This is a genomic window from Pseudovibrio sp. WM33 (assembly GCF_001623165.1).
In the GTDB taxonomy this organism is placed as follows: Bacteria; Pseudomonadota; Alphaproteobacteria; order Rhizobiales; family Stappiaceae; genus Pseudovibrio.
Map to the genome: position 1 here is coordinate 124255 of NZ_LMCK01000055.1, position 7288 is coordinate 131542.

4 protein-coding genes, 1 tRNA gene and 2 rRNA genes (1 of these 7 cut by a window edge) are annotated in these 7288 nt (G+C 50.4%); 3 read left to right on the plus strand and 4 right to left on the minus strand.

The genetic code is table 11. The annotated features are described in order from the left end of the window. The 3 genes from PsWM33_RS10345 to PsWM33_RS10355 all read left to right on the plus strand — a co-directional run. Window positions 1-2503 (plus strand): 23S ribosomal RNA (locus PsWM33_RS10345) (it extends 228 nt beyond the left edge of the window). A gap of 151 nt (window positions 2504-2654) precedes the next feature. Further along, a 5S ribosomal RNA gene (gene rrf / locus PsWM33_RS10350) occupies window positions 2655-2769 on the plus strand. 55 nt (window positions 2770-2824) lie between these two features. After that, window positions 2825-2901, plus strand: a tRNA-Met gene (locus PsWM33_RS10355). A 569-nt stretch (window positions 2902-3470) separates the two neighbouring features. On the opposite strand, the gene PsWM33_RS10365 is transcribed toward PsWM33_RS10355, so the two are convergent. The 4 genes from PsWM33_RS10365 to PsWM33_RS10380 form a co-directional block, all read right to left on the minus strand. Beyond that, a complete protein-coding gene (locus PsWM33_RS10365; protein WP_063297736.1) occupies window positions 3471-4703 on the minus strand; it encodes a type II toxin-antitoxin system HipA family toxin in 1233 nt (410 codons plus the stop codon). Then, entirely contained in the window at window positions 4696-5286 is a 591-nt protein-coding gene (locus tag PsWM33_RS10370; RefSeq protein WP_082826971.1) for a helix-turn-helix domain-containing protein, read from the minus strand. The genes PsWM33_RS10365 and PsWM33_RS10370 overlap by 8 nt, the downstream gene beginning before the upstream one ends. A gap of 166 nt (window positions 5287-5452) precedes the next feature. Beyond that, window positions 5453-6193 carry a M48 family metallopeptidase gene (locus PsWM33_RS10375; RefSeq protein ID WP_063300155.1) on the minus strand — a complete coding sequence of 247 codons (741 nt, stop codon included), beginning with the start codon at window positions 6191-6193 and terminating at the stop codon, window positions 5453-5455. Further along, a complete protein-coding gene (locus PsWM33_RS10380) occupies window positions 6183-7253 on the minus strand; it encodes a hypothetical protein (protein WP_063300156.1) in 1071 nt (356 codons plus the stop codon). Before PsWM33_RS10380 ends, PsWM33_RS10375 begins: the two co-directional genes overlap by 11 nt. Window positions 7254-7288: the final 35 nt, after the last annotated feature.

Here is a 7288-nt window from a genome sequence, read left to right on the forward strand (position 1 = left end):
GAGCGAACGCGGATCAGGCCAGTGGCTATAGATTAAGAACCGGAACAAGCTGGGAAGCTTGACCTTAGTGGGTGATAGTCCCGTACGGGTAGAAAGATTTATAGTCCTCGAGTAGGGCGGAACACGTGAAATTCTGTCTGAACATGGGGGGACCACCCTCCAAGCCTAAGTACTCCTAGTCGACCGATAGCGCACCAGTACCGTGAGGGAAAGGTGAAAAGTACCCCGACGAGGGGAGTGAAATAGTACCTGAAACCGAATGCTTACAAACAGTTGGAGCCCAAGATTTGTTCTGGGTAACAGCGTACCTTTTGTATAATGGGTCAGCGACTTAATTTAACGAGCAAGCTTAAGCCGATAGGTGTAGGCGTAGCGAAAGCGAGTCTGAATAGGGCGTCTTAGTTCGTTGGATTAGACCCGAAACCGAGTGATCTAGCCATGAGCAGGTTGAAGGTGCAGTAACATGCACTGGAGGACCGAACCCACGAATGTTGAAAAATTCGGGGATGACTTGTGGCTAGGGGTGAAAGGCCAATCAAACTCGGAAATAGCTGGTTCTCCGCGAAATCTATTTAGGTAGAGCGTCCTGTGAATACTCCTGGGGGTAGAGCACTGGATGGGCTATGGGGGCTCACCGCCTTACTGATCCTAACCAAACTCCGAATACCAGGAAGTACTGCAGGGCAGACACACAGTGGGTGCTAACGTCCATTGTGGAGAGGGAAACAACCCTGACCGCCAGTTAAGGTCCCTAAGTTATGGCTAAGTGGGAAAGGATGTAGAGATCCCAAAACAACCAGGATGTTGGCTTAGAAGCAGCCATCATTTAAAGAAAGCGTAACAGCTCACTGGTCTAAATAAGGGTCTCCGCGCCGAAAATGTACCGGGGCTAAAGCCATACACCGAAACTGCGGGCTTGTCTTTGACAAGCGGTAGCGGAGCGTTCTGTAAGCTGATGAAGGTGGACCCGTGAGGGCTGCTGGAAGTATCAGAAGTGCGAATGCTGACATGAGTAACGATAAAGAGGGTGAGAGACCCTCTCGCCGAAAGTCCAAGGGTTCCTGCGCAACGCTAATCGGCGCAGGGTTAGCCGGCCCCTAAGGCGAGGCCGAAAGGCGTAGTCGATGGGAACGGGGTTAATATTCCCCGGCCAGTGGGTAGTGACGGATGCCGTGTATCGTATCTCCTTATTGGATTGGAGATGCGGTGAAGGTGTTCCTGGAAATAGCTCCCACGCTAAGACCGTACCCGAAACCGACACAGGTGGACAGGTAGAGTATACCAAGGCGCTTGAGAGAACTGTGCTGAAGGAACTCGGCAAATTGCTCCCGTAAGTTCGCGAGAAGGGAGCCCAATACGAAGGCAACTTTGTATTGGGGGCACAGAATAGGGGGTTGCGACTGTTTATCAAAAACACAGGGCTCTGCGAAGCCGCAAGGCGACGTATAGGGTCTGACGCCTGCCCGGTGCTGGAAGGTTAAGAGGAGGTGTGCAAGCACCGAATTGAAGCCCCAGTAAACGGCGGCCGTAACTATAACGGTCCTAAGGTAGCGAAATTCCTTGTCGGGTAAGTTCCGACCTGCACGAATGGCGTAACGACTTCCCCGCTGTCTCCAGCACAGACTCAGTGAAATTGAATTCCCCGTGAAGATGCGGGGTTCCTGCGGTCAGACGGAAAGACCCCGTGCACCTTTACTACAGCTTCACACTGGTATTCGTGATGACATGTGTAGGATAGGTGGTAGACGTTGAAACCAAGGCGCCAGCTTTGGTGGAGTCATCCTTGAAATACCACCCTTGTCCTCATGGATATCTAACCGCGGTACAACAATACCCGGGACCGTGTGTGGCGGGTAGTTTGACTGGGGCGGTCGCCTCCCAAATGGTAACGGAGGCGCGCGAAGGTAGGCTCAGAGCGGTCGGAAATCGCTCGTTGAGTGCAATGGCATAAGCCTGCCTGACTGCGAGACTGACAAGTCGAGCAGAGACGAAAGTCGGTCATAGTGATCCGGTGGTCCCTCGTGGAAGGGCCATCGCTCAACGGATAAAAGGTACGCCGGGGATAACAGGCTGATGATGCCCAAGAGTCCATATCGACGGCATTGTTTGGCACCTCGATGTCGGCTCATCACATCCTGGGGCTGGAGCAGGTCCCAAGGGTTTGGCTGTTCGCCAATTAAAGTGGTACGTGAGCTGGGTTCAGAACGTCGCGAGACAGTTCGGTCCCTATCTGCCGTGGGTGTAGGAAATTTGAGAGGATCTGTCCCTAGTACGAGAGGACCGGGATGGACGAACCTCTGGTGGACCTGTTGTGGCGCCAGCCGCATTGCAGGGTAGCTATGTTCGGAATGGATAACCGCTGAAGGCATCTAAGCGGGAAACCAACCTCAAAACAAGACTTCCCTTGAGAGCCGTGGAAGACCACCACGTTGATAGGAGGCATGTGGAAGAGGGGTAACTCTCGAAGCTGAGCCTTACTAATAGCTCGATTGATCTTGATCACTCCCATTAAGCTATAATCATAGATATGAGATAGCCAACAAAACAAAGCTAAAACTTGGATAACAACAACAGACACTTCGCAGAAGTGTCCTGACACTCTCAATAAGAGTGGCATAAAAGACCAGTTCACAAGTCAGTGTGACTTATTCCTGCCCGGTGGCTATGGCGGGGCGCCCCCACCCGATCCCATCCCGAACTCGGAAGTGAAACGCCCCTGCGCCAATGGTACTTCGTCTTAAGACGCGGGAGAGTAGGGCGCCGCCGGGCATGAATAATCCACACTGACAATCTCTCAAAATGAAACAGAACAAACACATTTTACCGCGGGGTGGAGCAGCCCGGTAGCTCGTCAGGCTCATAACCTGAAGGTCGTAGGTTCAAATCCTACCCCCGCAACCAAAATATCTCAATCATATCAGTATGATAGCAAAAGCCCCGAGCCAGCCGCTTGGGGCTTTTTGCGTTCGCGTCAACACCACGTCAACATTCAAGGCAGTCGGGAGACGCTTCATGAGAAGAGAAGACTAGCAAAAGACGTCGAGTTCCCCTAACGCTCTGTGACGAGACGTGGATTTTAGTCGGTTGTGAAATGCATGAATTGCACGCACGCTCTGATGCCAATTGGGCTTTCATTAGTAAGCGTAGCCGACAAGCTAAGCGCTCGCCTGAGTATCAGTGGTCTCGGCAATAGAGACTAAGCCGACCCTGGCTGCAGCGCAGAAATCTAGGTCAGCGTCCAAGCCTTTGCTGATGCGTCGGGCCAAGAGTTGCCATTCGAGCAGTTCAACCTTAGATTGAGGTAACTCGTTTAGATAGGGCCACGAACGTCTTGAAGAGTGCTCCATGGTTGTTTCTTGATCATTGGAGCCTAATATAACAGAAGTTCGTTGCCTCCATAACAGTCATCCATCAGCTTGCCAGTCTTCGCAGGTGCAGCATATCGTACCAGCATTAAGTTATCGTTGATGTTACGAAAGCTCTTCCAGAATTGGTACAGTATGCATGTGCGCCTCTATTGCCAATCTTACATTTTTACTCATTGGCATGTTCACGGCTTCTCGCTCCCAATGCTCCCGAAAGAGCTGAACCGTCTCCTTTGCAGCATCAATTGCCATTTTTGGTGGGATTGCGGCCTTGACCGCAAGGTGTGTCAACTCGTCGACCGTAAAGGCTGAGAACACCTTGGCACGACTTATTTTCATATTGGTTGCGTCTCCCGGAATATAGGGCACAGTCGCAACAAAGTCATAGGCGGGTGCCAGCGAGACGTTTCGCCTGTTGGGATAAATCAACGACCAATTCTTCATATGCATGTCGGCGTTGCCGATCAGCATATTGAAGGTCAGGCGTCGTATATATTCCATGATGTCGTTATCATTACCTTCGGCTGCGATCACCTGTGCGATATTTCGGAAGCTGCCACTGCCGTATTTGTCATCGGGGTATAGCCCATAGACTTGCGCGAAGTCTTCAATATGCACACGCGACCCATCAGAGAGACGATCAAAGCGTTCGATTACAAAGGCACGACCTCCGATCTTATCGATGCCTTCAGGAAGGTTTTTAATTGCATCGATGCTAACCAGGTCAATTGCGGGCACATTCAGGCCTATTAGGCTTGCGAGCTTCATCATCGAAAACTCGTTCTCAGGTACACCATTGTATTCGCGCGATGGCAACTTGACGATCCAAGAACCGCCAACGCCAGAGGCGGGTATAGTAAGCCCTCCACTTGCTTCCATCACGGCTGAGAACTTCAGTTGAATGCCAGCCAGAGAGAAGCGTAGCGCGTTCTCACGCTGATGATCACCATGATTATCATCACCACCACCCGCATGGGGCGGCCCAGCTTCGCTATCAGCGGGGGTGATGGTGATTGCACCTGGTAAATCATGACCTAGCGCCCAGAGTAGATAATATTCACGTTCTGGGTTCACGCCTGCCTGCTCTGCTAAATACTTCCGCAAGTGTCCTTCCGGAAGAAGGTTTGAGAAGTAGGGCATAACGCGCTTCTGGTAAGGGCGAAAATCCGTAAGGATCTCACCGTATTCATCTTTGAAGGAGAGTCCTAGTGTCGATCGGTCTTTATCTGCGATATATTCTTCCGTAAAGGCAAAGATGGTGCGATCTCCGCCAAGGTTAGTTAACGTACCGATCAGTTTGTCATAGAGTTTCACGTTCAAAACTGAGGCATTACTCATCTTCGTCTCCATCAAGACGGTAGGCGGGACGCGGCTGGCGTATCTGATTACCGTCAGCTGCACCATGAGCGAGCATGTTACGTAATTTGTTTATCTGCAGTAATGCTTCTTGAAGAGCTGAGGTGCTGCCCAACGTCTCAATCACTTTGAGGTTCTCTCTGACACTACGCAGTACATCGGTGCCCTGGATAAGGTTTGCGAACTGCCGCAGCTCTCGAAACTGACGTTGCAGATCCTCGAAGGCCGAACTATCAATCTTGAGTGTCTTAATGTGCTCGATCTCCTTGGCGATCTGCATAATTTCTTTGCGCACTTCAGGCTTGGCTTGCGGCGCGTTGTTAACGCTGCGAGTAATTGTTCTGACAGCTGGGGCTACCTTGCGCGGAATGAGTGCGAGTTCCAGATCGAGGGCGTTGGCTATAGCTGTAAGGCTGGAAAGCGTTAGATTCACTACACCGCTCTCGATCTTCGAGATGTGTGACTGCGGCACGCCTGCAAGCGCGCTAAGCGCACGTTGACTAAGGCCCTTCCTCTCGCGTGCAGCCTTCAGGTTAGCCGCTAGTTTTTCAATTTCATAATTCATCTGATACATTCCTATATATCAAATAACTCTCTTGATATATAGGAATGTATCAGATCGGAAAATATTTTTCAACTTCTGATCTAATAAAGTATATCTATAAGTAATTTCGATATACTTTATTAGATCATTATCCTGTAGAAATCCAGTGTTTCTGCCGATAGATCACTCACTCATTCAGCAGCAGTTCTGCTAAATCGTCCAGTTTGAGCTTAGTCGCCTTCCAGTTCGGATCATATCGATCCAATAACGCATAGAATGCAGGACTGTGATTGTGCTCTTTGTGGTGACACAACTCATGCAAAAGTACATAGTCGATACAGTCCCTAGGGGCCTTCACGAGAAAAGGATTTAGCTGAACGGTGCCGTCACTTGAACATCCTCCCCAACGCTTCTCTGTCTCCATGAAATAAAACTGCGGACGCTGGTTAACCCAAGGCAGGCGCTCTCCAATGACTTCTAGCCTTTTACCAAGATAAGTCTGCGCACGGACCTTGTACCACCCCCGAAGGCGTCCTCTGATCACCTGAGGATCAACACTCTCTGATCTTACTTCAATGCATCCACCAAGCAATTTTACGCATCGATCCGCCCTCGGAACTTCAAGCACTTTAAGCTTGTATCTGCGCCCCAGATAGAACGCAGTCTCTCCACTGACGTACCTACGCTCCAGAACATGCTCATGGCGTCGCTGAGAGTCTTTTACATGTTCGAAGATCCAACGCCCTCGCCGATTCACGGCAGTCTCTATGGACACCTGAGAGGCTTCGGCAGGCGCTTCCACAATCACCTGACCATCTGGTTCTACATGGATTGTCAGTTTTCGTTTCTTCCCCTTAGTAGCTTGCACCACGTAGGGTATGCGCTCCGTTCCATAGACCAGGACATACTGGAAAGCATCAGAAGTCATCACGGTTCACGCCCTTACGGGTCTTATCCAGGATCTGATCAATCAGCTTGTTTGCCGTTTCCAGACCACCGTACTGCTTAAAGAAATGCGGCAGGAGCTTCTGCTTAATCTGCTGGTAAATTGCCTCATGAGACAATGTATTTGCGGCAACAGCCTCATTCACGATTGTATCGATATGGAGGGCTTCATTTACAAAGTGAATGTCGCCATGGTCATTTAATCCCTTGTCCGCAACAGCAAGTTTGAAGATACCGAAATAAGCTCGTTGATGCTTATTGCCCCTAATAACCTCAGGAATGTCGGGAGCAGCACCTTGGTTGACTGTATCCTGTAGATCTTTGAAGAAGTCATACTGCAGATGTGGGTGGTCGAAGTTTGCTTCCGCTTCTTCGATAGCCTTACGCAACAGTTCGGAGAAGACAGCCTGAGCGTATGGATCATCGTCAAGGTCTTCTTCGATGGTCTTGCGAACCCTGCTGGAGATCGTATCGGCCTCGTTCTTTGCCTTTTCGTCGCTCCAGTCCTTCGGGTCGTCGCCATCCTCTGGAAGTTCACCCATCTTATTGACGTCGAGAATACCTTTTGGGTCGTGCACTTTAACGCCAGTGACTTCCCGATCCACCAGATCACGGATTTGCTTTTCGTAGGCTGAATAGTCCACGGTCTCCTGAGCATCCAGTCGCGCATGCGCACGGATCTCCGTGAAGAACTTCAAGTCCTTCTTGTAATTGTCGGTTGTAGCATCCGGGAATGCAGGATCTTTAAAGAATGAAGAGGTTGAAAGGGCAACCTTCAAACACATCCCGAAACTGGTGAGGGCCTCATAGAAGTCTTCGCGAACTTTCTGGGATTGATCGTAAGAGACACCAGCCTCATCCGTCACCATACGCGGAACAAGCACCTGACGGAAGGCTTCGCGGTCCTGCTTGTTTTTCACGCCAGAGAAGATTGCACGGAGCTTTTTGTGCAGGTCTGGCAAACGCTTGTACTCTCCATCAACACGGGAGTATGTTCCTTCCAGATCTTCAGGATCATTTCCTTGTACGGTCTTGGCCGGCATTGCCAAATTGTTTTCTTTTGGTTACCCAACTCCAA